Annotated in this window: 20 protein-coding genes and 1 other annotated feature; of the genes, 8 read left to right on the top strand and 12 right to left on the bottom strand. The window is 42.1% G+C overall.

The genetic code is table 11. The features are described 5' to 3' along the window. Positions 1-89 precede the first annotated feature (89 nt). From thrC to thrL, 4 genes are all read right to left on the bottom strand, one after another. Positions 90-1,385, bottom strand: coding sequence for a threonine synthase (gene thrC / locus P3L37_RS02865; RefSeq protein WP_109911849.1), 1,296 nt, complete (start codon positions 1,383-1,385; stop codon positions 90-92). 3 nt (positions 1,386-1,388) lie between these two features. Continuing rightward, positions 1,389-2,318, bottom strand: coding sequence for a homoserine kinase (gene thrB / locus P3L37_RS02860; protein ID WP_109911848.1), 930 nt, complete (start codon positions 2,316-2,318; stop codon positions 1,389-1,391). Between the two features lie 3 nt (positions 2,319-2,321). Then, the gene (gene thrA / locus P3L37_RS02855) at positions 2,322-4,781 is read right to left on the bottom strand and encodes a bifunctional aspartate kinase/homoserine dehydrogenase I (protein ID WP_109911987.1); all 2,460 of its coding nucleotides are present in this window, start codon (positions 4,779-4,781) and stop codon (positions 2,322-2,324) included. A gap of 24 nt (positions 4,782-4,805) precedes the next feature. After that, positions 4,806-4,927, bottom strand: a sequence feature (Thr leader region). Then, positions 4,866-4,934 (bottom strand): thr operon leader peptide, encoded by a 69-nt coding sequence (thrL, locus tag P3L37_RS21380; protein WP_071548816.1) that lies wholly within the window; start codon positions 4,932-4,934, stop codon positions 4,866-4,868. It overlaps the preceding feature by 62 nt. Before the next feature lie 1,078 nt (positions 4,935-6,012). Here thrL and arcA point away from each other — a divergent pair. Continuing rightward, positions 6,013-6,729 (top strand): two-component system response regulator ArcA, encoded by a 717-nt coding sequence (arcA, locus tag P3L37_RS02850; RefSeq protein ID WP_004905684.1) that lies wholly within the window; start codon positions 6,013-6,015, stop codon positions 6,727-6,729. A gap of 110 nt (positions 6,730-6,839) precedes the next feature. Here the strand turns inward: arcA and creA are convergent, their stop codons facing one another. Beyond that, positions 6,840-7,316, bottom strand: a complete 477-nt coding sequence (gene creA / locus P3L37_RS02845; protein WP_004914737.1) for a protein CreA — start codon at positions 7,314-7,316, stop codon at positions 6,840-6,842. A gap of 185 nt (positions 7,317-7,501) precedes the next feature. Between creA and robA the strand changes: the two genes are divergently transcribed. Next, positions 7,502-8,416 carry an MDR efflux pump AcrAB transcriptional activator RobA gene (robA, locus tag P3L37_RS02840; RefSeq protein WP_004914738.1) on the top strand — a complete coding sequence of 305 codons (915 nt, stop codon included), beginning with the start codon at positions 7,502-7,504 and terminating at the stop codon, positions 8,414-8,416. 43 nt (positions 8,417-8,459) lie between these two features. On the opposite strand, the gene gpmB is transcribed toward robA, so the two are convergent. Further along, positions 8,460-9,107 carry a 2,3-diphosphoglycerate-dependent phosphoglycerate mutase GpmB gene (gene gpmB, locus P3L37_RS02835; RefSeq protein ID WP_102138956.1) on the bottom strand — a complete coding sequence of 216 codons (648 nt, stop codon included), beginning with the start codon at positions 9,105-9,107 and terminating at the stop codon, positions 8,460-8,462. Positions 9,108-9,159: 52 nt separating this feature from the next. Between gpmB and yjjX the strand changes: the two genes are divergently transcribed. Next, positions 9,160-9,696 (top strand): inosine/xanthosine triphosphatase, encoded by a 537-nt coding sequence (gene yjjX, locus P3L37_RS02830; RefSeq protein ID WP_004914743.1) that lies wholly within the window; start codon positions 9,160-9,162, stop codon positions 9,694-9,696. A 368-nt stretch (positions 9,697-10,064) separates the two neighbouring features. Here the strand turns inward: yjjX and trpR are convergent, their stop codons facing one another. Beyond that, complete coding sequence (gene trpR / locus P3L37_RS02825) at positions 10,065-10,382, bottom strand: trp operon repressor (protein WP_004914745.1); 318 nt, start codon at positions 10,380-10,382, stop codon at positions 10,065-10,067. Between the two features lie 325 nt (positions 10,383-10,707). Continuing rightward, a complete protein-coding gene (gene sltY, locus P3L37_RS02820; RefSeq protein ID WP_184957478.1) occupies positions 10,708-12,621 on the bottom strand; it encodes a murein transglycosylase in 1,914 nt (637 codons plus the stop codon). A gap of 473 nt (positions 12,622-13,094) precedes the next feature. Here sltY and ettA point away from each other — a divergent pair, with 473 nt between their 5' ends. After that, positions 13,095-14,762 (top strand): energy-dependent translational throttle protein EttA, encoded by a 1,668-nt coding sequence (gene ettA, locus P3L37_RS02815; RefSeq protein WP_004914750.1) that lies wholly within the window; start codon positions 13,095-13,097, stop codon positions 14,760-14,762. A gap of 190 nt (positions 14,763-14,952) precedes the next feature. Here the strand turns inward: ettA and nadR are convergent, their stop codons facing one another. The 3 genes from nadR to serB form a co-directional block, all read right to left on the bottom strand. Further along, the gene (nadR, locus tag P3L37_RS02810; RefSeq protein ID WP_109911846.1) at positions 14,953-16,188 is read right to left on the bottom strand and encodes a multifunctional transcriptional regulator/nicotinamide-nucleotide adenylyltransferase/ribosylnicotinamide kinase NadR; all 1,236 of its coding nucleotides are present in this window, start codon (positions 16,186-16,188) and stop codon (positions 14,953-14,955) included. A gap of 29 nt (positions 16,189-16,217) precedes the next feature. Continuing rightward, the gene (gene radA / locus P3L37_RS02805; protein ID WP_004914753.1) at positions 16,218-17,603 is read right to left on the bottom strand and encodes a DNA repair protein RadA; all 1,386 of its coding nucleotides are present in this window, start codon (positions 17,601-17,603) and stop codon (positions 16,218-16,220) included. A gap of 319 nt (positions 17,604-17,922) precedes the next feature. Next, positions 17,923-18,900: a phosphoserine phosphatase gene (serB, locus tag P3L37_RS02800; protein WP_004914755.1), complete on the bottom strand. Its 978-nt coding sequence runs from the start codon at positions 18,898-18,900 to the stop codon at positions 17,923-17,925. Between the two features lie 192 nt (positions 18,901-19,092). On the opposite strand from serB, the gene P3L37_RS02795 reads away from it, so the two are divergent. Further along, entirely contained in the window at positions 19,093-19,866 is a 774-nt protein-coding gene (locus P3L37_RS02795; protein ID WP_272667458.1) for an AhpA/YtjB family protein, read from the top strand. 26 nt (positions 19,867-19,892) lie between these two features. Here P3L37_RS02795 and P3L37_RS02790 read toward each other — a convergent pair whose 3' ends face one another. Then, positions 19,893-20,675, bottom strand: coding sequence for an energy transducer TonB (locus tag P3L37_RS02790; RefSeq protein ID WP_109911845.1), 783 nt, complete (start codon positions 20,673-20,675; stop codon positions 19,893-19,895). Positions 20,676-20,854: 179 nt separating this feature from the next. Between P3L37_RS02790 and P3L37_RS02785 the strand changes: the two genes are divergently transcribed. The 3 genes from P3L37_RS02785 to P3L37_RS02775 all read left to right on the top strand — a co-directional run bounded on the left by P3L37_RS02785 (position 20,855) and on the right by P3L37_RS02775 (position 25,272). Then, positions 20,855-21,391 carry an RNA polymerase sigma factor gene (locus P3L37_RS02785; protein ID WP_096864546.1) on the top strand — a complete coding sequence of 179 codons (537 nt, stop codon included), beginning with the start codon at positions 20,855-20,857 and terminating at the stop codon, positions 21,389-21,391. Continuing rightward, a complete protein-coding gene (locus P3L37_RS02780) occupies positions 21,391-22,377 on the top strand; it encodes a FecR family protein (RefSeq protein WP_109911844.1) in 987 nt (328 codons plus the stop codon). Before P3L37_RS02785 ends, P3L37_RS02780 begins: the two co-directional genes overlap by 1 nt. 117 nt (positions 22,378-22,494) lie before the next feature. Continuing rightward, the gene (locus P3L37_RS02775; RefSeq protein ID WP_109911843.1) at positions 22,495-25,272 is read left to right on the top strand and encodes a secretin and TonB N-terminal domain-containing protein; all 2,778 of its coding nucleotides are present in this window, start codon (positions 22,495-22,497) and stop codon (positions 25,270-25,272) included. Positions 25,273-25,276: the final 4 nt, after the last annotated feature.

Below are 25,276 nucleotides of genomic sequence, written 5' to 3'. Positions count from 1 at the left end.
ATATGAAACCATATAATTACCTTAACAATAAATGGTCTTATCATTAAAAACGGAAGCTTCTGCTTCCGTTTTTCGTATCCACATATTCTTTATTGCTTAGGTGCTAATTTCATTAAAAATGTGCGTAATTGGGTAAAGTCAGATGGTAAAAAGTGTGAAAGTAGCGGTAGCTCTGCACGCTCAGCTAACTCTTTTGGTAAAGGTATGGCCTTATTAAGGATCTCTTCAACACTTTCCTTAAACTTAGCTGGATGTGCCGTACCTAAAAACAGCCCGTATTCGCCTTCTTGCAACTGGTCACGCAGCACACGATAAGCAACCGCAGCATGTGGCTCAGATAAATATCCTTTTTTATCTAATTCACGTACTGTTTCTTTAGTCACTTCATCACTCACAACCCCATGGCCTAATTCATCAAGGGACCAACCTTTACGGCGGAATAACTCCTCAATACGAGGCCAGTTGTTCGGCTGACTAACATCCATGGCATTCGATAATGTAGCCACAGTTTGCTTTGGTTTCCATTGTCCATCAACAAGGTAACGCGGCACAGTATCATTTACGTTAGTCGCTGCAATAAAGCGTTTGACAGGTAAGCCCATTGCTTTGGCTAATAAACCTGCCGTAAGATCCCCAAAGTTCCCACTCGGAACCGAGATCACTAGTTGATCGCGTTTTTCTGCTGGGATCTGCGCGACCGCTTCAAAGTAATAGCAGATCTGAGCAAGTAAACGACTGATATTGATCGAGTTCGCTGAATTTAAGTACAGCGCCTTTTTCAACTCTTCGTCATCAAATGACTGTTTTACTAATGCCTGACACGCATCGAAGTCATCTTTAATCGCAACCGTATGAATATTTTCACCCAGTGTACAAAAGAGTTTTTCTTGCAGCGGGCTGATTTTCCCTTCTGGATAGAGAATAACAACTTGCACGTTATTAAGACGATAGAATGCGTGAGCGACTGCCGCTCCGGTATCCCCTGAAGTTGCCGTCAAAATGGTCACAGGTTGCTCACCAGCGACTTGACCTAACGCCTGAGCCATAAAGCGGCCACCGAAGTCTTTAAATGCGAGGGTTGGCCCATGATATAGCTCCAACGTTGCAACATCATCTTCAACTTTAGAAACTGGCGCAGGAAAAGCAAATGCGGCTTTAACTCTCGCTGCTAGCTCTTCTGATGGAATTTCATCACCAATAAAAGCACTTAAAATACGGCTGCTACGTGTGACAAAATCTAATTTTAATAATTCGTCGATTTCAGCCGCACTAAATTCAGGCAGATCTTGGGGAAAGAATAAGCCTTGTTGCTTCCCTAACCCTTGCTTAACCGCTTGCGCAAAACTTACTTGTTCATTGTTATCTTTTAAATTATACAGTTTCATTATTTACCCTATTGTCCTTGCCCCGGCCAGATCCAAACGGCAGATATGCACAAAGCCTTCATCATTCTGAATATAATGTTGTTGCAAGTAGCTCGCCATATTTTCAGCGATATGTTTCTCATCGCAAATAGCAAATAGTGTTGGCCCAGAGCCAGAGATACCACACGCCAATGCACCTATTTCTTTTGCGTTCTGGCGCGCTGCCGCAAAACCCGGTAATAGTTGTGTACGATAAGGCTCAGCAACAACATCTTGGATCATCGTTGCTGCAAGTAACGGCTGGTTTGTATGACATGCATGAATGAACCCTGATAAGTATCGACCATGGTTTACAATGTCGTGACGTGGGTAGCTATCAGGCAGGATCGCACGTGCTTCCGCTGTTGATACTTTAATTCCTGGATAGGCCATAACCCAATACCAATTTTCAAATGCAGGTACAGGCTGTGAAATAATACCATTTTGCTCGATAATCAGTTGTAAACCACCTAAAAAACACGGAGCGACATTATCATAATGCACACTACCAGAAATACGCCCTTCCAGTTCCCCCATCATGCCAAGCAGTTGGGTATCATCAAATGGTTTCTCTGCAAATTCGTTTAGCGCCATCAATGCGGCGACAACAGAGCAGGCACTAGAACCGAGCCCTGAACCAATTGGCATATTTTTTTCAAGCGTCATCGCAACATTTAATGGCTGACCAAGACGCTCACAAAACAGCTGCCAACATTGGTAAACAATATTGTGCTCATTCTTTTTCGGAAGTTTAGCAACGAATTTGCCTTTATTCGTCAACGAAAAGGTGTCTGCCGCTTCAACTGTTACACAATCACCTAATAGTGAACCGTCTGCAGGCGAAACTGCTGCCCCTAGGACATCAAACCCGACGCTCACATTACCAATTGAAGCCGGTGCATAAACTTTAATCACTTATTAAACTCCCAATTTCCATGAAAGGGTACGCAGCATATCCGCAAATACACCAGCCGCAGTAACATCATTACCTGCGCCATAACCTCTTAATACTAAAGGAATTGGTTGGTAATAGCGTGTATAGAAAGCTAGTGCGTTTTCGCCATTTTTAACTTTGAAGAGAGGGTCATTACCATCTACGGCAACAATCTTAACCTGACAGCGTCCTTCTTCAATCAATCCAACATAGCGTAACACTTTTTGTTCTGCTTCTGCGGCTTTTATACGTTGCGCAAATTGTTCATCCAATTGTGGTAGGCGTGCCATAAATTCAGGCACTGCGCCACTACTGTCAAAATCCGTTGGTAAAACAGGTTCAATTTCAATATCTTGTAACTCTAAGTCATAACCTGCTTCACGGGCTAAAATTAACAATTTACGCGCCACATCCATACCCGATAAATCATCACGAGGGTCTGGCTCCGTAAAACCTTTTTCTTTAGCGAGTGTTGTGGCTTCGGATAAAGACATGCCTTCGTCTAACTTACCAAAGATGAATGATAAAGAACCGGATAAAATTCCGCTGAAATGAACCAGTTCATCCCCTGCATTCAATAAATTTTGCAGGTTCTCAATAACCGGCAAGCCCGCGCCTACGTTAGTGTCATAGAGGAATTTACGTTTCGATGTTTCACTTGCCGCACGTAACTGATGGTAGTAATCCATCGACAAAGTATTGGCTTTTTTATTTGGTGTGACCACATTAAAACCATCTTTCAAGAAATTGACATACTGCTCTGCAATTTCCTGATTTGATGTGCAGTCAATAATGACAGGGTTCAAGAAATGGTATTCACGCTCTAAGCGAATTAAACGGCTTAAACTAAATGGCTCTTTCGCTTCCGCTAGCTCCGCTTTCCAGTTATCTAAATCAATCCCTTGCATATCCGTTAACATTGCCCGTGAATTAGCAATACCACATACACGCAAATCAATATGCTTTTGTTTTAACCATTGTTGCTGGCGGTGAATTTGCTCAATTAATGCATTACCAACGCCACCAACACCAATGATAAAGGCCTCGATAACTTGTTCCGCATTAAATAGCATTTGGTGACATAAGCGTACCGCCGTTGTGGCTGACTCGTTGGCAATAACAGCAGAAATAGAGCGTTCGGAAGACCCCTGTGCGATAGCGACAATGTTTATGTTACCGCGAGTTAAAGCGGAGAAGAAACGCGCGGAAATGCCTTTCAACGTGCGCATGCCGTCACCCACAACTGAAATAATCGCCAACTGCTCCATCACATCCAGAGGATCAAGTACGCCATCTTTCAGCTCTAAGTAAAACTCTTCTTCCAGTGCGGCACGTGCTCTCACTAATTCATTTTGCGGGACACAAAAGCTAATACTGTACTCTGATGAAGACTGCGTGATCAGGACGACCGAGATCCCTTTACGAGACATGACTGAGAAAATGCGTGCAGCCATACCCACCATTCCCTTCATACCGGGGCCAGATACGTTAATCATCGCCATGTTATTCAGGTTGGTGATCCCTTTCACTGGTGTGCTATCGTCAGTTTGACCATCACCAATTAAAGTCCCCGGAGCGCTTAAGTTAGTGGTATTTTTTATCAGGCAAGGGATTTGGAATTGAGCAATTGGGGCGATGGTACGAGGATGGAGAACTTTGGCACCAAAGTAGGATAACTCCATGGCCTCCTGATATGACATACCTTTCAACAAGCGTGCATCGGGTACTAAACGCGGGTCACAAGTATAAACCCCATCTACATCAGTCCAGATTTCACAACAATCAGCCCGTAAGCATGCCGCTAAAACTGCAGCTGAATAATCAGACCCATTACGACCTAATACCACTAATTCACCTTTGTCATTACCTGCAGTGAAGCCCGCCATTAAGACAAAATGATCTTTCGGTATATTTAAATCAGCAATGCGTTTTGTTGACTCATTTATATCAACGGTAGACTCAAGGTAATGGCCTTTCGCGAGTAAGCTCTCTACAGGGTTAATTACAGTCACATTATGGCCGCGTGCTTTTAGCACCGACTCCATAATGGCGATAGAGAGTTTCTCGCCACGGCAGATAATGGCTGCGTTAATGCTGTCAGGACATTGTCCGAGAAGAGTAATACCATGCAGTACTTGTTTGATTTGTGCGAATTCTTGCTCTGTCAATTTTTTTAAACGGTCATATTCAAAACCGGGTTGTTTTTCTTTTAATCCTTTTAAAAGGTTAGCAAAAATCATTTCAGCATCATTAACATGCGTGATGACATCTTGTCCTGCAACCGTTTTTTCAATCATAGCAACCAGATGGTTAGTGATTTTTGCTGGCGCGGATAACACCAAAGCCACTTGTCCATCTGCTAGTTTACTTTCAGCGATGTCGGCAACATTCAGTACTCGTTCGTCATTTGCAACCGAAGTACCGCCAAATTTAAGCACACGCATGGTATTTCTCTCCTGAATTAACACCAAAAAAAAGCCCGCATCGGTTAAGTATGCGGGCTTTTTCATTTTTATTTTTTGGATGCGTCAGCCCGCCCCGTTTCCTGTGGTTACGGTGGTGGTGGTAATAATAATAGTCAGGCTGATATTACGCATAGATTCTGTCTGTCTCTTAGATTCTTTTAAGTTTCTCCCTATACGGTTAAAGCAATTGGTATATTTTGTCAAATTTATTTGCAAAACATCCCTTTTAAAACTCTTTTTTTATTTGATAAATTATCTATCAGCGCGAAAAACACATTCACAAAAAGATACCTATCACACCAATGATGGTATTAAAAACCAAAAAAACTTAAATTTTAAGTTAAATAATTTTTTACCTAGCCAGAAATGAAATTGCCTATTAAATAGGCAAAACAGATAGCCTTTAGCGATTTCTTGTGAAGAAAATCAAAATGAAAATATGAACAACAATGACCCACTTAATCAATGCATTTAGCAGCTATATTTCTTATCATTTGCCCCATGTTCATCAATACATAGGCACCATTACACAAGTCAGTATTGATACTTAATTTTATGATTTTTTCATTCGTTTAAATTACAAACAAATGCTATGAAATTGTTAAAAAATAGTCACAGCAAAATAAAATAAGTATTTTTCCTAATTAAATGAAACAAAAAATCACAAACTAAATATTTACACCCCGTTATCTCTAGCAAGATAAATTTTTCACCTTTTTCTGTAGCAAAATAACATTTCGAAATTGGAGGTAAGTCACAAATTAAACATTATTTATAATGGTATATTTAACTCATTGAAGACTATGTTCATTGATACCAAGCCGAAGCATACCCTATGCATCAACTACTCCCCTTTTTTAGACGCTATCTGATTCCTAAACACCGCATTAATTTATATAATTATCTGCCTAACAATTTTTGTTAACGTGCTACAATTGATTTTGATATGTATCAACAAAAGTTAGTTTTTTAGGTGGTAAATGCAGTATTAGCTGTTATATTGCTGTTAACAGTACAATATTGGGAAAGTGCTTACATTTTGACTTGCAGTTAAAGTCTTTTGCCTAAAATGGCAACATAATGTCACTGTTGAATTTCAAAACAAATTTATACTCATAAACGTTTTTTCCAGAGAACAATATCAATAACCACCTAACTGGAAACGGCTTGTGAGTTCAGTATTTTTATTTTAATACTTTAGGTAGCAACTATGCAGACCCCACACATTTTGATTGTTGAAGATGAAATTGTCACACGCAATACGCTTAAAAGCATCTTTGAAGCGGAAGGCTATGTGGTTCATGAGGCAACTGATGGCGAAGAGATGAATAACGTTCTCTCTGAGCACGACATCAATTTAGTCATCATGGATATTAATTTACCAGGAAAAAACGGTTTATTACTTGCTCGTGAGCTTCGTGAACAAGAAAGCATTGCGTTAATGTTCCTAACAGGACGTGATAACGAAGTCGATAAAATCCTTGGCCTTGAAATTGGTGCTGATGACTATATCACTAAACCATTTAACCCACGCGAACTGACTATTCGTGCACGCAATTTACTGTCCCGTACAATGAATTTAGCGGGTGGTACGGAAGAGCGTCGTTTAGTGGAAAGCTATAAGTTTAATGGTTGGGAATTAGACATCAACAGCCGTTCATTAGTCAGCCCTGCCGGTGAGCACTACAAATTACCCCGTAGTGAATTCCGTGCGATGCTGCATTTCTGTGAAAACCCAGGAAAAATTCAGACTCGTGCAGACCTGCTGAAAAAAATGACTGGCCGTGAATTAAAACCACACGACAGAACTGTTGACGTAACGATCCGTCGTATTCGTAAACATTTTGAATCGACACCTGACACACCAGAAATTATCGCTACTATCCACGGTGAAGGCTATCGTTTCTGTGGTGATTTAGACGAATAATTAGAAAGCTAATTATTTACTGGTTATCGAAATCCGTTGTCTTTCTGGCAACGGATTTTTTATTTGCGAGTGATTTTTATTGCGAGTATAGCGGCTCAACTATTTTGTGATCACCAAGGCATAATCGGTACTGCGCTCAGCGCATTCTTTGGAGAACCATCGATCATCTTATCTGAATAAGTCAAATAAATTAATGCATTACGCTTAGGATCATAAAAGCGTACAACTTGCAATTTCTTGAAAACTAAAGATGTTCGTTTTTGAAAAACAACCTGCCCTTTCGTTGGTTTGCGTTTGACACGGTCATTTAACTCAATCGGCCCAACTTGCTGGCATGAAATTGCAGCATCAGAAGTATCTTCTGCTAAACCTAAGCCACCTTTGATTCCCCCTGTTTTTGAACGGCTTAAATAACAAGTCACATTCTCAACATCGGGGTCATCAAATGCTTCAACGACAATTTTATGGTCAGGGCCGAAAATTTTAAAAACAGTATCGACTGAACCAATTTCTTCAGCAAATGTGATGCCCGGCAACACTGATAATAATGCTGCAAGTACGATATTTTTTAATCTGGAACGACGCATACTGAATTCCCTATTCAACTAAAAATCGGTAAAACTTCGTAGTAAAACGAGACTTATTATTCACTTTCTTAACTAATTATCAAATACAACTCATTTACTATAAACGAAAAAGATAACTTGATATAGAATAGCAATTCATTGATAGATTATATCTGTTCTATAAGTCGCATTGGCTGGGGATATACATGGATCAAACTAATATTATTCGCGACTTGCTTCGCTGGATAGATGACAACCTAGACAAACCACTCTCACTGGATAATGTTGCAGCAAAAGCTGGCTACTCTAAATGGCATTTACAACGAATGTTCAAAGAGGTGACTGACCAAGCGATTGGTGCTTATATTCGAGCCAGAAGGCTTTCTCGTGCAGCTGTGGCATTGCGGCTAACAAGCCGACCAATTCTTGATATTGCGTTACAGTATCGTTTTGATTCGCAACAAACTTTTACTCGAGCCTTTAAAAAGCAATTTAACCTAACCCCTGCTTTTTACCGCCGAAGTGAAGAATGGTGTGCAGCAGGAATTTGCCCACCGATTATTTTAGATAATCACACGAATATTGAACATGAATTCTTGCAAATGCCAGCGCAAGAGCTGGTTGGCTTGGAACAAAGTTGTTCTTATGCGTTAGAAGAGTGGTCAACGGCCTGTTCGCAAATGCGCCAGACATTTTGGCACTACTATTTGGATAATACGACGACAATTGCGTCAGAAGTTTTTGGCTTGCACCATGCCATTCATAATCCAGAAAAAGAAGATGAACAAACGGTGTTTTATACCACTGCGGTAAGACCCGAAGATGCAAGTTTTAACACTGACCAATACACAAGTTTAACGTTGCCAAGTGGTCATTATGTTAAATTTTCGTTCAACGGCACACCAACTCGAGATGCATTACAAGAGTTTTTATACCAAATTTATGGTGTATATCTGCCTAAGCTGAATTTAACGCGTCGTCCTGGTTATGACATCGAACATTATCGATTAAAAAATATCGATTTACGTCATATCACCCCAGAAAATGATGACCCAAAAACACATATCGATACCTTTGATTATTATGTCCCAATCAAAACAGGTTCGACCGCAACACCTTAAAGTAGAGGAGTTTCAGTTTGTTGAAACTCCTTTTTCTAAATCGTTAACCTTGCTGTTCATCGAGAGCAGGCTGCGACAAGTGTGTCACCTCACCAGCTGTTTCAACTATCCAACCATTCGCCAACCATGGGCTGTTTTGGTAATCAACACGAGATAGTGAACAATTACGTAAACGTAAGCGGCGTTCTGAATAGGCAGGAACCCCCATAATACGGCTAATTAACGTACTTAACGCAATGCCGTGACTAACAATCAGTGGGCGACTCCCTTCAGGCAAATCTAAACAACTATTTAGTGCTGCAAACATGCGTGTATACAGCTCCTCCATCGATTCACCCTCTGGAATTCGTCCTCCACGTGTGCCATCAATTAAGCTTTTACGCCACTGTTCTTCCTCTGGCGTTAACGACTCTATTGCTCTTTGCTCAAGAACGCCCATATTTAGTTCACGTAGACGCGGTTCTGTGGTAATTTCACACCCGCATACACTTGCAATTATTTGTGCAGTTTCCAGTGTGCGTCCCATATCACTAGTGATAATATGGGTAATGCCTTCTGACTTTATCCTCTCAGCCACCTGCCTTGCTTGCAGTCGTCCAGTGGCGGTCAGAGGGCTATCGGATTGTCCCTGGATGCGACGAGCTAAATTCCATTCAGTTTCGCCATGGCGAACAAGATAAACCTGTAACATAGATGTGTTCCGTTATTACTTTTCGAAGTATGTGTTCAAAGGAAAATAATTAATGTACCAAGTTATAGCTGCAACGACTAATCCTGCCAAAATTAAAGCGATCCATCTTGCTTTCGATGCTGTTTTTGGGGCTGGCAGTTATCAAATTGAAGATATTAATGTCGATAGCAGCGTTCCACAGCAACCTATCGGTAATAATGAAACCCGTACTGGGGCTAGACAGCGCGTCATGGCCTCTCGGCAAGTTCGCCCTGAAGCGGATTTTTGGGTTGGTATTGAAGCGGGTATCGAAGACGATATGACATTTGCTTGGATAGTGATTGAGCATAAGCAAATACGCGGTGAGTCTCGCTCTGCCAGTATTATGATCCCAGAAAAAATTCTGGCGGGTATTCGTGAAGGCCGTGAACTCGGTGATGAAATGGCCTTTTTAACAGGCATCGATAATATCAAACAACAAGGTGGTGCCATTGGTTTTTTCACTGACGGGGTATTAACTCGCACCAGTGTTTACCAACAAGCCTTGATATTGGCCTTGGTTCCCATTAAGCATGAAATTTATAAAGAGCTAAACCAAGTAGAAGATTAATTATACTTAAAATAATTAAAATTGCATGTGCGATTAAACACCACTCTTTTCACACTAAAGTATGGGAAACCATACTTTTTTTGTGCCTATTTATTTGAAATATGACCAATACCAATACACTAAATAGTTCGAATTGTAGGTAGGCGGCAAGTGGCGCTAAGCCCTAGGAGCATACACAAGTATGTGACTAAGGCTCCCTCATGAAGCCAACACCGTGACAGTGCAAAATATGACGCGTATTTATATTCTAAATAATTCGTGCTGTGACTAGGCGACCAACGAGGATAGCTCGGGGAGCATACATAAGTATGTGACCCGAGTAGCTGAGAGCAGTCAACAACGTCACAGTACGAAGTATGACGAATATTTTAGAGGAGTTGTTGCTCCAACCACTCCTTCACAGGAATAGGCGCTGACTTCAAACTATTTGACCCGCGCGTAATAGTCGCAATTCCCACGCCTAGCTCATTTTTCAGTTCTCTTTGGCTCATTTCGCCGCGCATCAGTTCTTGCACAATTTTAACGCGAGTCGCTAACGCTGTACGCTCATCTGGCGTGAGTAATAACTGAAGAACTGGCAGATGAATATCTTGTTCAAATGCCAATTGTAATAAATTCACAAAGCGCAGCCAGTCAGCGTTCTCATCGGCTGTTAGAGCCGGATCTTGGTGTTGATTTGCTGTCATCGTTTATCCACCCATACTATTTAACTAGTACAAATAATAACACACTCTTATTAGAAATCATCAACCAAACGCTTTTCAAGCTTCAATAATACAAAAAATAACCAAATTTCATTTAGTTAGCTAATAACGCTTTAGATAGTTTGAATAATATCTAATCGACCGATGTGGAAAGTTAGAAATAAACATTTCCCATACCCACCAACACGCTAAAGCATTCGTGCTGTAGCAAGGCGGCAAAAGAGCTAGGCCCTAGGAGCATACATAAGTATGTGACTAGGGCTAGCGAGTGCAGCCAACACCGCTACAGTGCGAAGGATGACGCGAATTAGTATTTCATATTCCACTCATTAGAAAGCAACACCTTACTATTTTTCTGCCCCATAAAGTGCCGATAGAATAAGTCATATGACAACACGTTTTTCACATAGCCGCGAGTTTCTGAGAACGGAATACTTTCCACAAAGGCGACCGCATCAATACGCCCACCACTATTACCTAACCAACGAGTCACACGAGATGGGCCTGCATTATAAGCCGCACTGGCTAAAATGCGGTTATTACCAAACTGCTGATAAACATCTTCCAAATATGCTGTTCCCAGCTCAATATTGGTCGTAGGATTAGTTAATTGACTAGCATTTACGTAGTTAATACCTTGTTTTTGCGCGGTATGTTTTGCTGTTGCTGGCATCAATTGCATCAAACCTGTCGCTCCGACAGGTGAGCGAGCTTGTGGATTCCACGCACTTTCTTGGCGAGCGATTGCCATTGCATAGCTCTTTTGAATATCTTTCGATTTGGTATATAAATTGAATTCTTTATCCCACGCTAATGGGAAACGTTCTTCTAGGTGATCCCAAAGTTTAGCAGTGATAGTCGCCTGCACGCTGAGATCCGCCCACTTATTATCAAACGCATAACGCGCTAATTGCTCTTGCTGGTTGGCAGGTAGCGATGCCACTAAACTCACCCATTCAGAACGAGCAAGGTTGTCTAGCTCCCAATACATTAACTCTCTAACTCGCTGAACTTCTGGGAGTTGACTGACGCTTGAGTCTGGTTTAACAGCCGTTTTAACGTATACAGGGTAATCTACTTCTAAAACTTGTGCTGCAACCATTGGGTAGAAACCGCGTTTTTCAGTTAATTGGCGAAGTAACGTCTCACCTTCTGCTTTTTTACCTGCATCAATTAACGTGATGGCCTGCCAATATTGCCACTCTTCTTTATTTTTCACTTCCGCTGGCAAGCGATTTAACCATGAAGCGACACCTTTCTTATCGCCAGCCCCTAATGCCAAACGAACACGACGCTCTCTCAATGAAGATGAATTGCTTTCTTGAATGGTCTCATCACGCCATTGAGCCTGTTCAGGGGTCACATCTCCCATATATTGCCAAGCAATACTGTCTTTAAGTAATTGCTTTTCTGCCATGTTCATTTTTTGTGCAGAACTTATGCTATTAAGTACCATACGAGCCGCATCAGGGGATTGACGTGCATAACGACTAAAAGCCGCGATGGTGGCTTGGCGAGTAAAATCCGTTGGCGTCATCGTTTTGGCGAATGTCACAACTGAGGCTGGGTCATTTTGTAATTTCACTAACGCATCACCAATCGTTTTATAACTTGCTGGTAAACGTTTAGCTAAATAACTCGCAATCGAAGTATTACCCTCTTTTATGGCTAAATTAATGCGCTCAAGAGTCATTTCAGGGGTTAAATAACCCGCTTTTTCCCATTCATTAAATAACTTATCACAAGCACTCGGCATTGAACGGCCATTTAACCAGGCTTTTTCTGCCCCTTGCCATGCAACTTGTTTATTTCCCACTGCCCAATTAGCAAAATAAAAATTACATTGTGCTTCTGCAGGTTTTGGGGCTTCAGGGCTAAACTCCAGCAATGATTTCCACTCTTGACGACGGGCTAACTCATTCACAAATCGAGTTTTTAAGTTTTTAGCAACGGGTAGCGTCGGGTAAGTATTAATAAACTCCTGAACTTGGCGAGGTGATACAATATCTAAGTCTTGAGTTAGCTCACGATAAGCGAGATAAGGGTAAAGTGGATAATCATGCAAGGTCGGCAGCAAGCGCTCGACTTCATCCATTTTATTGGCATCCCATGCAACCTTAATTGCTTGATAACGCTCCCGCTGTGCCTGTAAGGAATCCGCCCATACTGTGCTGGAAACCAGCAACATTGTTACAGGTACTGCCGATAACCAACCTTTCATATTCACTCGCTCCATCGCTAAACTAAAGTCAAAATACAGGAAAACCTTAACCTATATATACCCCAAATAATTCGAGTTGCAGGTAGGCGACAAGCGAAGATAGACGGGGGAGCATAGATAAACTATGTAACTCGGCTAGCCTAGTGCTGTCACTTACACCTCAACGAAAAGCGCTGCAACTTGAAGGATTACGGGTATATTAAACATATATCAATACTATGAATGCTACCGAAAGTTTTTATTTAGTAACAGCGGAGAGTTCTTGAATTTTTCGACTTTACAGTCTTTTACTTTATATTTATTAGGTTTTTACTCTCGAGTTAACGCAGATAGCCTAGACCATCACATACGCAATCAGGTATAGTTCATACCAAAATATTTATTGTTGTTTATCCAATCGCAGTAGGTCATGTATTCCTACTGCATAGAAACAGAAAATTAAAATTCCCTTTATAAATCAAAAGGTAAATAAATTGGCTCAATACGTTTATAGTATGTATCGGGTTGGAAAAATTGTTCCACCGAAACGTCATATTTTAAAAAATATCTCTCTGAGCTTCTTTCCGGGGGCTAAGATCGGTGTTTTAGGTCTTAATGGTGCAGGTAAATCAACATTACTGCGTATTATGGCAGGTATTGATACCGATATCGAAGGCGAAGCACGTCCACAACCTGGTTTGAAAATCGGCTATCTTCCGCAAGAACCTAAGTTAAATCTTGAACATACTGTCCGTGAAGCCGTTGAAGAAGCGGTTAGCGAAGTCAAAAATGCATTAACTCGTTTAGATGAAGTTTATGCAGCTTACGCGGAAGAAGGTGCAGATTTCGATAAACTCGCGAAAGAGCAAGGCGAGTTAGAAGCGATTATTTCCGCACAAGATGGCCATAATTTAGATAACCAATTAGAGCGTGCGGCGGATGCACTGCGCCTACCCGCTTGGGATGCTAAAATCGAAAACCTCTCTGGGGGTGAACGCCGTCGTGTGGCAATTTGCCGCTTACTACTCGAAAAACCCGATATGCTACTGCTCGATGAGCCAACCAACCACTTAGATGCTGAGTCTGTTGCTTGGTTAGAGCGTTTCTTACACGATTACGAAGGGACTGTTGTGGCTATCACGCATGACCGTTACTTCTTAGATAACGTTGCGGGTTGGATCCTCGAACTTGACCGTGGTGAAGGTATTCCTTGGGAAGGTAACTACTCTTCTTGGCTTGAGCAAAAAGATGAGCGTTTGGCGCAAGAAGCCTCTACAGAAGCCGCTCGCCGTAAGTCTATCGAAAAAGAACTTGAGTGGATCCGCCAAAATCCAAAAGGCCGTCAAGCTAAAGGTAAAGCGCGTTTGGCTCGCTTTGAAGAACTCAATAGCGTTGAATATCAAAAACGTAACGAAACTAGCGAACTGTTTATTCCACCTGGACCGCGTTTAGGGGATAAAGTTATCGAGGTTGAAAACCTAAGTAAATCTTATGGTGACCGCGTTCTGATTGATAACCTGAATTTCTCAATCCCGAAAGGGGCAATAGTCGGGATTATCGGCCCTAACGGTGCGGGTAAATCCACCCTGTTCCGTATGATTTCAGGCCAAGAGCAACCGGATTCCGGCTCAATCACGTTAGGTGATACCGTAAAAATTGCCTCTGTTGACCAGTTCCGTGATGCGATGGATGACAGCAAAACTGTCTGGGAAGAAATTTCTAACGGCCAAGATATCATGCGTATTGGTAACTTTGAAATTCCAAGCCGTGCCTATGTGGGTCGTTTTAACTTTAAAGGCGTGGACCAAGGTAAACGTGTTGGTGAGTTATCAGGTGGTGAACGCGGCCGTTTACACTTAGCTAAATTACTGCAAGTGGGCGGTAACGTCCTGTTACTCGATGAACCAACCAACGACCTCGATGTTGAAACTTTACGTGCCCTGGAAAACGCCCTGTTAGAGTTCCCAGGCTGTGCCATGGTTATTTCCCATGACCGTTGGTTCCTTGACCGTATTGCAACCCATATTATTGATTACCAAGACGAAGGTAATATTACGTTCTTCGAAGGTAACTTCTCTGAATATGAAGATTACAAAAAACGGACGTTAGGCGCGGAAGCGTTGCAGCCACATCGTATGAAGTATAAGCGTATGACCAAATAATCCCTGTCATAATTTAGAATTATAGCGGTGTTGGCTGCGCTCGTGAGCCCTAGTCACATACTGGTGTGTGCTCCTAGGGACTCACTCTCTTGCCGCCTACCTATAATTCAAATTATTTAAGGGATCGATATCATATAGATAGAATAAAAAACGGCATCATTCGATGCCGTTTTTTATTGGGTGACTTTATTTATAAGTCATCCAACATCAGTAACTGCTGAACAAGGGTAACACACTCTAAGAAGCGTGTGTCATAATCTGAGGATTCTACACGCACAAATTCAATATTGTTTTTCTTCAGCATTTCAATGAGTAAGCCTTGGAACGCTTTCCGGTCTTTATCACTCCCCAAGCTTCTTAAACCATCAGCTACCCAAGGAGTGTTATTCTCTAAAACTATGACTAAATCGAATCGGTATTCGTCTATCAATGCCTGAACAAATGGATGCTCTTTGCCTTCATAGCGCAAACAAAAGGCTTGAGTCGTGACAAAGTCGGTATCAATAAATGCGACTTTATTAGCATATTTTACTGCAAAATCAATATATTGAGCGTGTCCTAAGGCGATTTTGTCGTAGTCAGAATATTGCAATGCCATCTCATCACCACCTAAGTGGCTAAACACATAGTCACGGCCATATTCCCATGCGCTGGATGTATTGAAAATATTCGCTAACTTATTGACTAACGTAGACTTACCACTCGATTCACCGCCTAAAATCGCCACTTTACGCACAAAGAAGGGTTTAACTTCCGTTGGGATATATTCCCAATAACGAAACGGCGCCTGACGAATTTGGTTACCGCTAATATTCATAAACGTACGTTCAGGGTCAATCAAAATGGTTTCGATACCTAAATATTTTTTATAGCGCGGAGCGTCATTCGCTTCCCCTGAATAAATAAAACTTGGGTTAATATTATGCTTTTTCAAAAAGCCTTTCATTCCATCACTCCACACTTCCCAACCGTGTGGATACGGCTCTATGCCATTTTCATCAAATGAGTGAATATGAATATTTTTTTGATATTTAAAGGTTTGTAATAACCACCGTAAACGGTCGCTTACTGTGGGCTGTTGAGACATAGAACTGTTAATAAACAAGTCCTTATCACGGGGTTCATCGTGGCAGAGAATGACATGAAGCTCATCCACTTGGCTACACGCCCGTTGAATCAAATAAATATGCCCAGTATGTAATGGATAAAATTTGCCGAACACTACCCCAATCGTTTTTTGCTGATTGGGGTATTCAAGACCTAAAAAGCGATGAAGAGCCGCAATTTTTTGTGCGCTAGGGCTTTTAATTTTGTCGTTAATCAACTGGCTGAGATAGCCTTTGGTCATATCTGTCGCATCCGCAACTTGCTGGAGCGTGTAACCCGCCCGTTTAATTGCGTTTTTAAGATAGTCAAATTCAGCCATGTATTTTCCTTTTACCCTAAATTAAAAGCTTATAATTCATCCAAAATACTTAATGCGTCTGCTAATTTCTTCACGCCATACACTTTCATGTCCGGAGGTGATTTTTTGGGCATATTCGCATGAGGGACAATAGCGCGTTTAAAACCATGTTTTGCTGCTTCAGAGATACGTTCTTGCCCACTTGGAACTGGACGAATTTCCCCTGCCAGCCCAACTTCACCAAATACCACAAGGTCTCTAGGTAACGGACGATCACGAAAACTAGAAACAAGGGACAGCAATAGTGCTAAGTCAGCACTGGTTTCGGTGACTTTAACGCCCCCCACGACGTTAACAAAAACGTCTTGGTCTGACATTTGCAAACCACCGTGGCGGTGTAATACGGCCAATAAAATGGCTAAACGGTTTTGTTCAAGCCCGACCGCAACACGCCGTGGATTCGACATCATAGAATGGTCGACAAGCGCTTGGATTTCCACCAGCAGCGGTCTTGTCCCCTCCCAAACTACCATTACCGAACTACCTGATGTGATTTCATCACCACGGCTTAAGAAGATTGCTGAGGGGTTACTGACTTCTTTAAGCCCTTGTTCTGTCATGGCAAACACACCTAATTCATTGACTGCTCCGAAACGGTTCTTATGACTACGCAAAGTACGGAAGCGGTTATCCGCATCGCCATCTAGCATAATAGAGCAATCAATACAGTGTTCGAGGACTTTAGGGCCTGCCAATGAGCCATCTTTGGTGACGTGACCGACCATAATGATGGCCACACCACGGGTTTTCGCAAAACGGGTAAGATAAGCCGCGGTTTCCCTAACTTGTGCCACACTGCCCGGGGAAGATTGGATATCCGCCATATGCATCACTTGGATAGAGTCAATCACCATCAATTTGGGCTGCTCTTGCTCCGCAGTTAAGCAAATTTGCTCAATACTGGTTTCTGACAGCATATTGAGTGAGTCGGTCGGTAGCCCTAAGCGGTGCGCTCGCATCGCCACTTGTTGAAGAGACTCTTCTCCTGTGACATACAGAGTTTTCATTTCACGGGACAACAAACACATGGTTTGCAACAATAAGGTACTTTTACCCGCTCCGGGGTTCCCTCCAATGAGGATGGCACTCCCAGGTACGACTCCGCCACCGAGCACGCGGTCAAACTCTTTAAATCCTGTAGTAAAACGAGGCAGTTCTTCGAGGCTGATTTCAGATAATTTCTGAACCTTACTGACCCCAGCCGCATTTCCTGCATAGCCCGTTAAGCGGTCAGTACGCGATGAAGAGCTTGTTGAGGCCAGACGCACTTCCGTAATGGTATTCCATGCATGGCACGCACTACATTGCCCTTGCCAACGCGGATAATCTGCCCCGCAATCATTACAGACAAACGCCCTTTTAACCCCTTTTGCCACAGCAAACTCCTCTTAAAATTCAATTTTGTTCTTATTTCTTATTTTTATAACATTTCAACCCTATACGCTAAATAGTTCGATATTGTAGGTAGGCGGCAAGCTTAGTTATCCCTAGGAGCATACATCAGTATGTGACTAGGGTGATTAAGTGCAGCCAACACTGCCACAGCACAAACCATAAAATATCGATATCAATATTCAAAATAGTTCGGGTTGTGGCTAGGCGGCAAAAGAGGATGTCTTGGGGAGCATACACAAGTATGTGACCCAAGCAGCCGAGTGCAGCCAACACCGCCACAGCACGAAATATAAAGAATATTTAGCGTTCTTCGTGTTTGAGGCCCCCGCTCAACACACACATCACCCCCATCAGATCTGCATGACGAATAGCGACCTTCGCCCTTGCGTACACCTTTGGTTTCGCATGATACGCAATACCCAGCCCCGCTTTACGGATCATCTTCAGGTCATTTGCCCCATCACCGATCGCCACCGTTTGTTCAATGGGAATTTCCAGTTTTTCAGCCAATTTAACCAAGGTTTGCGCTTTATATTTCGCATCTACAATTGGGCCTTTAACTTTGCCCGTTAACTTGCCATTTTTGACTTCAAGTTGATTAGCAACCGCCGCCACAAGTTTCAATCGCTGTTGCAAGTTATTAGCAAAGAAAGTAAAACCACCGGATGCTATCGCAATGTGCCAATTCATTGCTTGTAACTTACGTACGAGATTCGTTAAGCCTGGCATTAAAGGCAATGTTTCCATCACTTGATCAAGAATAGCGGCATCAGCGCCTTCAAGTAAGCTAACTCTTGCTCGTAAACTTTCCGTAAAATCGAGCTCCCCTAACATGGCTCGCTCGGTCACTTCTGCAACCTGCTCTCCCACCCCTGCTAAGCGAGCAATTTCATCGATACATTCAATCTGAATGGCTGTCGAGTCCATATCCATCAGTAATAGGCCCGGTGAACGCAAACGTGGTATTTGCCCTAATGGCACCACATCTAATAAACATTCGTCAGCGAGTTTTTTAATTCGCGGTGTAATACTCCCGGCAATTCTGACCACTTGGTAGTCATCAATACGCCACGAGGAGACAATTACGATAGCGATCCCTAATCGCTGTTGGAAATTACTGATCCGCGCTTTATCTAAGCCACGGCCATATAGTAACCACCCACTGTCACCTGCACGATAATCCAATGGCATCACTTCTTCACCACTTAACGACAATGGCAACCCCGGCCATTTTTGGATTTCGTCGGGTAGATAACAATAGGTCAAACTCGTTGACATGAAAATTAGCTCCTGTAATCGAAAAAACTTTTTTATAATGATAAGTTGCGAGCAGCCGAACGAAGCCACTATACTAAATTTTAAGGCTTTGTGACCTTATGTATTTACTGTTAAAACTGAAGATAACCCCATATTCGCTAAAGTATAACGGCATCTTTATACTCAAAATAAGTCGAGAGCACCAATAAAGCAATGAAACTTACCTTTAGGCTCCACAAAACAGTCATTATCGTTATCTGCGTTGCGTTGGTAACTTTACTTATGCATGGTATTTCTTATTTAGGAAATAGCCAAAACCAAGGCAGAATTGAGCAATTTAAACAATTGACCTATGTTCTTGCTGAACAAGTCGCCTTCAGCTTATCTGATTATATTGTTCCAGGCAGTAAAGATTTTAACTTAGAGCGCATTAATGCCAATTTAAATAACGTGGTGAAAGATAGGTATATTTTAGATGCCAGTATCTATACCGCTAGCGGCACATTGGTCACTCAAGTTGGTGAACCTACCACGGTAAAAGAACGTCTCGCGATAGATGACAGCTCATCACTACAAAACTTTCAATACCAGCTTGTTGTTCCCATTCAAGGAACAAAAGAGCCAAAAGGCTATTTACGCTTGACGATTGATACAGAGCTCCTTTCAGCCGAAATTCAACAAGCAGATAACAGTACCAATGTATTACGAATTTTTATTCTACTCTCCTTGTGTATTGGTTTCGTTTTAGCAAATACATTACTGCGTTTAAAGAAAAAGAAAGGTCACAAACAAGCCCCTCCGTTAGTCATTAATACAGAGGAAAATCAAGATGATAATGGAGATGACAACAGTAATGAAGATGGCAAGCAAGAGAACAAAGGAACGCCAGCTACTAAACCAGCACGTTTGAAACGAAAGAAAGAACCTCGACCTTATCGCCCTAAACGGCCTACCTCAAAAAATAAGCCAAATTCATCTGATAAATAGCCCTAAAAAGGGCTATTGAGTTAAATTTAAATAGAAGTTGTGTCGAACACGATTGGCGCAATAAACTCGACCCGACCATCGACTAGCAATGTTTCTGGCGGGGTAGGAAAAGGCGCAGCACGTGAAATTGTCGCCAACGCTTCTTTATCCAATATTTTCGTACCGGATGAATTCAATAAACTGGCGGCAATCACTTGGCCCCGACTATCCAAAACTACTTTTATATGAGAAACCCCTGTTGAGCGGTAACGCAGTGCAGCACGCGGATAGCGTTTGGTTTTAGCTATCCGCTGATGAACCTCACTTTGCCAACCTTGGTGCCCACTCACTGCCGCAGACGCATTACTGGAAAAATTCGCACTGCTACTGGATTCGCTCCCTGATGCAGGGGCGGAAGTGACCGTCGACTCCTGGGTGGTAACAGGTGCTTCGTCGATGACTTTTTTCTCTTGTGGAATTTTCTTTTTCGGTGGTCGTTTTTTCTCACTGACTTTCGTCAATGTGCCATTATCTACAATCGCAGTTTCAGGTAATTTATCCACCTTTTCAACGACTTCAGGTAATGATTCCTCACGTGTCGTCATTTGTTGTTTAGGGGCATGATTGATTTCAGGCTCAGCCTGCTGTTCAAGCTGATAAACACCCAGCTGCAACGAGATTGCTGGTGGTAATACCCCGGTCTTAGGAATTGAAGAGGTAAACCATCCAATAAAAATGATTGCCAGTGTTCCATGGAAAAGACAACTTAAAACCAAACCGCCTAGTGGACGGAAAATCGGGCGCTCTAACTGACCCGTCATACTGCTCATATTCTGCCTCACGACTTTATTTTTTGCAGATTATAGGCATAATACAAACAAAAATGATATTCATTATTATTAGTAAAAACACAATTATTAAAATAAATTATTGATTTAAATAATAAAGTAATCTGAGCAGATTATTAATCAGCACAACTGTGCTCTTTTATGACATTAACACCAGTAAAATGACTATTGATAAATCTCTTGCCCGTAAAATTAGCGGTGCGTATCAGTCAACATATAGCCAACTTGTGCGCTTTTTCCGCAATCGGCTAGATAACAGCAACGATGCTGATGATTTATCACAGGATGTGTTTACACTATGGCTAAACCGTAAAGAACAAACGCCTGTAAAAGAGAGCCGCGCTTATCTGTTTAAAATTGCGAATCATGTTTTGATTGACCATTGGCGACGAAACCAACGCCAAACTAAATCAGAGACATCCATTGATGACGTTACTCATGAGCCACATTTTGAACAGAGCCAAGCTGATCCCAGTGAAATCTTGGAACATCAGCAACGGATCCAACGGCTGAGCGAAGCACTTGAAACGTTACCCCCCCGTCGACGAGAAGCATTTTTGCTGTATCGTTTTGATGGCTTATCTCAAAGCGAGATTGCTGAGCGAATGGAAATTTCAATCAGTATGGTGGAAAAACATATTGCAGCAGCACTTGTTCACTGTAAAAAACACCTTGATAATCAGGGCAATAATTCGTAATGACACACGACTCTTTGCAAACATCAGATGATGAAAGCCGCATTGATGAAGAAGCCGCGCTGTGGTTTACCCGCATGCATAGCCAACGCATTAGTGCTCTTGAAACTGAGCAATTCAAACAATGGGTTGCAGCATCACCTGAACATGCAAAAGCGTATGATGCCATTGCTGAGCTATGGCGCGATTTTGATGATATGCCGCGCCCTGCTAGCACAATACTTCCGAAGGAAAAACGCCCTTTTTTTCGCTTATGGCGCCCTTTGGGCAACACTTTAGCGGCATTTTTTATTGCAGCTATTTTGTTTTTACCTTACAGCCACTTGCCTGCGATGTTACTCAATAATATGACCTTAGTAGCAACGGATACGCCTAAAGAAGTCACATTACCCGATGGTTCTCAGCTGTTTCTTAACCGCAATACCCGTATTCATGTCGCCTATGAAACTCCAGTGCGTAATCTGTACCTAGAACAGGGAAATGTTTACTTTAAAGTCAAATCCAACCCTTATCGGCCTTTTATTGTTCAAGCTGATAACCGGCGTATTCAAGTGGTAGGAACCGAATTTGAAGTTAACAAAGTGGCTCAGCAAGTTGCTGTGAATGTCAGCCAAGGCATTGTCAGCTTTGAAGATGCCGCAAGCAAACAACCCGTTTTCCTACTTGCTGGTGACAGTGCAGTCAGTCAATCGCCGAACAGCCCAATCGCTCGCCAACACATCAACCCGCTAGATGTGGCTCGTTGGCGTTTTGGTGAATTTGTTTTTGTTGATAAACCACTTTCAGAAGTCCTCGACGAACTTAAAAACTATTCATCGATAAATATCGAGCTTTCTCCTGCTCAATTAGCGAAGAGTAAAATCTCAGGTCGCATCAATACCCATCAGCCAGAACAGTTTTTTCAAGCCCTTCCTTCATTACTTCCGGTACAAGTCGTCTATCGAGATAAAAATAACGTATTGATTATTCAAAATAAAAAAAATAAATAAAAAATATTTTCATTTGCAGGTGAGGATAATTCTCATTTCACCCTCTTCTTAACTAGTCATCATTTTGCTGACCTATTTTCGCACACTTTTTGTGCAGCTTAAGAATAAGGGATAACCATGTCTATTCAGTTTACTCAAAGCCGATTAAGGCCGCTCGCCCTTGCTATTGCAGTGAGTAGCGCCATTGTTTGTCAAACTGCCTTCGCGCAAGAAATGAATTTTTCATTACCAGAACAATCACTGGCTGCCTCAGTGGCTGAAATTAGCCGCCAAGGTCAAATTCAATTGATTTATGATAAAGGTCAGTTAAATGGCTTACGAGCACCTGCCTTGTCTGGTAACTACTCCGCACAAACCGCATTACAAAAAATACTCATCGGTAGCGGCTTAGAGTTAGTCAATGAAAATGGTGTTTTCGTTATTCGTCAGCAAAATTTAAGCCAAGGCACATTGGTATTACCGGAAACTCAAGTCTCTGGCGTTGTTCAGAATCACCCCGCAACAGATGTTATGTCAGCACCGCAATATGTGACGTCTGAAGAGATTAGCCAGAAAAATACCGGTGATGGCAATATCACCGATTTAATGAAAACTAACCCTGCTGTCCAATTTGCTAACAATGACAGCAACTCGATGAACCAAGGAGAAATCAAGCCTTCCCGCATCTCAATCCACGGCTCAAGCAGCTATCAAAATGCTTATCGCCTTGATGGTGTTAGTTTTAATAATGATTTTGACCCCGCAGACAGTGGTCTCGGTGAAACAGCGACCCGTCTGAGCAGTAGCGACCAAGGGATCTACATCGATAGCCGTCTGATCGACAGCATGACAGTGTATGACAATAACATTCCTGTCGAATTTGGTGGGTTTACAGGGGGAACCGTTGAAGTCAATAGCCGTCGCTGGCAAGGGGAAAATAGCGCCCATGCCTATTACCGCTTAACTCGCTCCGGTTGGAACAACTTGTTCCATGACTCCACACAAGGTATTGATACCACAAAAAATGATACCGCCAACCCTGCTCGCTTTCAAAACCGCTACGATAAAAATGACTTTGGTGGCTGGTTTGAATTAGGGGTGAGTGAAAATTCAGGGCTCGTATTCTCGGCCTCACGTCGTAGCTCGACTATCCCGATGACAGTGACGGGTGGCGAAGCATTTGTACTGGAAAACAACCAAATCGAACCTATTTTTTCTGATTCAGGTAAAAAAAATCAGCGCCGTACCTCAGATAATTACTTTTTAAAATATTCACTGGATTTATCGGATAAAAGTTCATTAGATTTATCTGCTAACTACGCCTCTTACGATAGCCGCTTATTTTCTTCGTCCGTCAGCAACTCGGGTTATGATTCAACCCATGATGGATTAGGTTTTACCGCTGTATTTAAACATCAGCTGGATTTAGGCCAATTTGAAATCACTGCTAATACTCAAGACTTAAAAGATAACCGTAGCAACGACCAAAAATACTCACTAACCGTTAGAGCGATTGAGTTTGATGAGGATTGGAATTACCTCGGCATGACAGAACGTAATAGTGGTGGCCTTGGTGATTTAGAATCGAAACAGAAAAGTCATGGTCTAAAAACAGTGATGAGATTTAATTCTCTCGAAGATAGCTTAGGGATAACTCATCAACCAACGTTAGGGGCCGAAATAAACTATACCAAAGGGACGTATGTCCGTGATCATGATTATCTCCGCTACACCTATTCAGGTAATCTAATCAAAGATGATTATAATGGTAGTCTGACAAATATTAACCGATTTAAAAAAGGGTCATATTCCGCAGACTACACTAACTATGCAATTTTCTTGGATGATAACATCCAGTATGGCAATTTAACGCTACGACCAGGTATTCGTCTTGATCGTGATGATTTTGTAAACCGCACTAATATCGCACCACGTTTATCCGGTAACTATGATGTATTCGGTAATGGTAAAACGCAAATTATAGCAGGTGCGAACCGCTACTATGGCCGCTCCATGCTGACTTATGCACTGTACGGTGCGCAAAATGGCGGAATGCAAAATTGTAATGGTAGTGAATGGGATCCTTGCTCCCTAATATTAGAGAATAACAATTGGGATAATCAAAAAGATTACGAAGGGATCGATTCACTAAAAACGCCATATAATGATGAGCTTACTGTTGCTCTGCAACAAGAAATCCTTTCAACCACATGGCGTCTACAATACGTACACCGTGAAGGGTATGACGAAGTCAGAACTCGTACCAAATATGACACTCGTGATGCCGATAAACGTAGCATTCGGATGTACGACAATGGCGGCCGTAGCTCACACGACACCGTAACCCTTTCAGTTAATAACAGCCAACCTTGGGAGTGGGCAGATGCTTCCCATGTAATGACAGCATCACTTACATGGCAGCAAAGTGAAAGTAATACCCCGAAAGATTCAGGTTATAACTCATTTGACCCAGCCAATAAAGTCAATCTAAACAAAGTTTGGTATGACGGCAAAATTATTGATGCATCAAAATTGCCTTCAACCAGCTTTAACTCTCCGTTCAAATTTAACTTAGAACTGACCAGTGTTTGGGATGATTATGACCTAACTTGGTACAACCGCCTACAATGGTGGGGAGCTCGAGACCAAGCAGTTCGCTACGATAACGCCTACGCAGTCGACCCTGAATATGGACAAGTTCGTAAGTACACCAAGCAGCATTTCTCCAGTAAATATACGTGGGATACTCGCCTAGGCTGGAAACCTGAATTCGCTCACGGTTTTGGCTTCTCAGTCGAAGTGAACAATATCCTTAACAATAAAAATGTTGCTGACCGCTTTGTCTTTGAAGACCGAGTATTGAAGTCCTACGACCCGGGCCGTCAGTTCTGGTTACAAGTCAATTACGACCTGTAATCCA

It is taken from the genome of Providencia sp. PROV114 (genome assembly GCF_032704305.1).
GTDB lineage: Bacteria > Pseudomonadota > Gammaproteobacteria > Enterobacterales > Enterobacteriaceae > Providencia > Providencia rettgeri.
This window is presented reverse-complemented; position numbering and strand designations above follow the sequence as displayed.

Coding starts and splice junctions, on each gene's coding strand:
- thrC (WP_109911849.1), bottom strand. CDS start 1,385: ATGAAACTGTATAATTTAAAAGATAACAATGAACAAGTAAGTTTTGCG.
- thrA (WP_109911987.1), bottom strand. CDS start 4,781: ATGCGTGTGCTTAAATTTGGCGGTACTTCGGTTGCAAATGACGAACGA.
- arcA (WP_004905684.1), top strand. CDS start 6,013: ATGCAGACCCCACACATTTTGATTGTTGAAGATGAAATTGTCACACGC.
- creA (WP_004914737.1), bottom strand. CDS start 7,316: ATGCGTCGTTCCAGATTAAAAAATATCGTACTTGCAGCATTATTATCA.
- robA (WP_004914738.1), top strand. CDS start 7,502: ATGGATCAAACTAATATTATTCGCGACTTGCTTCGCTGGATAGATGAC.
- gpmB (WP_102138956.1), bottom strand. CDS start 9,107: ATGTTACAGGTTTATCTTGTTCGCCATGGCGAAACTGAATGGAATTTA.
- yjjX (WP_004914743.1), top strand. CDS start 9,160: ATGTACCAAGTTATAGCTGCAACGACTAATCCTGCCAAAATTAAAGCG.
- trpR (WP_004914745.1), bottom strand. CDS start 10,382: ATGACAGCAAATCAACACCAAGATCCGGCTCTAACAGCCGATGAGAAC.
- sltY (WP_184957478.1), bottom strand. CDS start 12,621: ATGAAAGGTTGGTTATCGGCAGTACCTGTAACAATGTTGCTGGTTTCC.
- nadR (WP_109911846.1), bottom strand. CDS start 16,188: ATGGCTGAATTTGACTATCTTAAAAACGCAATTAAACGGGCGGGTTAC.
- serB (WP_004914755.1), bottom strand. CDS start 18,900: ATGTCAACGAGTTTGACCTATTGTTATCTACCCGACGAAATCCAAAAA.
- P3L37_RS02795 (WP_272667458.1), top strand. CDS start 19,093: ATGAAACTTACCTTTAGGCTCCACAAAACAGTCATTATCGTTATCTGC.
- P3L37_RS02790 (WP_109911845.1), bottom strand. CDS start 20,675: ATGAGCAGTATGACGGGTCAGTTAGAGCGCCCGATTTTCCGTCCACTA.
- P3L37_RS02785 (WP_096864546.1), top strand. CDS start 20,855: ATGACTATTGATAAATCTCTTGCCCGTAAAATTAGCGGTGCGTATCAG.
- P3L37_RS02780 (WP_109911844.1), top strand. CDS start 21,391: ATGACACACGACTCTTTGCAAACATCAGATGATGAAAGCCGCATTGAT.
- P3L37_RS02775 (WP_109911843.1), top strand. CDS start 22,495: ATGTCTATTCAGTTTACTCAAAGCCGATTAAGGCCGCTCGCCCTTGCT.